Annotated in this window: 1 protein-coding gene and 1 pseudogene; both read right to left on the reverse strand. The window is 69.2% G+C overall.

The features are described 5' to 3' along the window. The coding region (locus LQV45_RS31375) for an LLM class flavin-dependent oxidoreductase (RefSeq protein ID WP_230011268.1) at positions 1-1,085 on the reverse strand (1,085 nt) is incomplete at its 3' end. Next, a pseudogene (locus tag LQV45_RS31380) lies at positions 1,082-1,556 on the reverse strand (transporter substrate-binding domain-containing protein); the annotation flags it as partial. The pseudogene LQV45_RS31380 and the gene LQV45_RS31375, both read right to left, overlap by 4 nt.

The raw sequence follows: 1,556 nt of genomic DNA on the forward strand, positions 1-1,556 counted from the left end.
GTGCCGGCGAATGCAGGCCGGCCGGCGTGCGGGTCGCCGTCGGCCCAGAGCGTGGTGGGCGCGGCGGCGCGGACGGCCGGAATGATTTCGAGGGCGAAGCGCTCGAGGATTTCCAGCTGCTGGGCGAAGGGCAGTGTGGTGGGCAGCGAGATGGACTGCAGGTCGTGGCCGTAGAGCGCGTGGTAGCTGAGGATCTTGTCGATCACCTGCTCCGCGCTGCCCACCAGGGCCGGACCGTCGGCGACGGCGTGGTCGATGTCCCGGTAGGGGGAGTTGTTGCCGGGAACGTTCCGGCCGGTCGTGAGGGCCTCGTAGACCGGGCCGAACTGCCGCTTGGCCTCCTGCGTGGTGTCCGCGATGAACACCCCGCCCGCGCCCGATCCGGAGCCCAGGTACTGGTGCCGGGGATCGTGGCCGTGGCGCGCGTATTCCTCGCGGTAGTGGTCAATGAGCACCTTGTAGTTTTCCCGCGGCTGGATCGCGTTGGCCGTGAACAGCGGATCGCCCCACTGCGCCGCCAGCGCCGCCGAGGCCAGGCTGGTGGCGGAGCCGTGCCAGACCCGCGGCGCCCCGGCGAAGGGCCGCGGCGTCGTGGTGGTGGGCTCGGTCAGCGCGGCGCGGAACCTCCCGGACCACGTGACGTCTTCCTCGGTCCACAGCTGGCGGAGCAGGGCATATTTCTCCGCGAGGAGCTCCCACTGGTCCGCCAGGTCCAGGCCGAACAGCGGGTACTGCAGCACCTCATTGCCCTTGCCGATCACCAGTTCCAGCCGGCCGCGGCTGAGCTGGTCGATCGTGGCGTAGTCCTCGGCGACCCGCACCGGGTCCAGCACGGACAGCACCGTCACGCCGCTTTGCAGCCGGATCCTGGTGGTGACGGCGGCGATGGCGGCGAGCACGGTGGTGGGGGAGGAGGAGATGAACTCACCCGCGTGGCGTTCCCCGACGGAGAAGCTGTCGTAGCCGAGGCCCTCCGCCCGGCGCGCGGTCTCCACCACCTGGTTGAGCCGGTCCGCGGTGGAGACGATCTCCCCGGTGACCGGGTTCTTCAGGTGCGGGATGATGTCGAGGACCTGGAACCTCACTGGGTCTTCCCTGCAGGGGCTGGCCCGAAGTTGCCCTCAGTGACGGTTGTGGACTCGGGAAGGGCTTCCTCGGAGAGTCCCCAGCGGTCCAGGACCTTGGCGTAGGAGCCGTCCTTGATCGCGGAGTTCAGGGCGTCCGTGATGGCCGGGGCCAGGCCGTTGCCCTTGAGCGTGGTGGCCGCGACCAGGGTCTCGGACGGCCACCCGGCGTTGACCTTGCCCACCACCTTGAGGTCGTCGCGGGTGTTTTCCCGGTACGTGACGGACGGGTAGGGCGCGAGGTTCAGGTCGGTGCGGCCGGAGGACAGCGCCAGGATGGTGTCGGCGTCGGAGGAGTAGTACTGCAGCACCGCGGGCGCCTTGCCCTTGGCCTCGAGCTCCTTGTTCCAGGCGATCAGGATCTTCTCCTGGTTGGTGCCCGAGCCCACCGAGATCTTCAGCCCGGAGATGTCATCGGAGCCCTTGATGTTG

Source organism: Microbacterium sp. Bi128 (assembly GCF_918698205.1).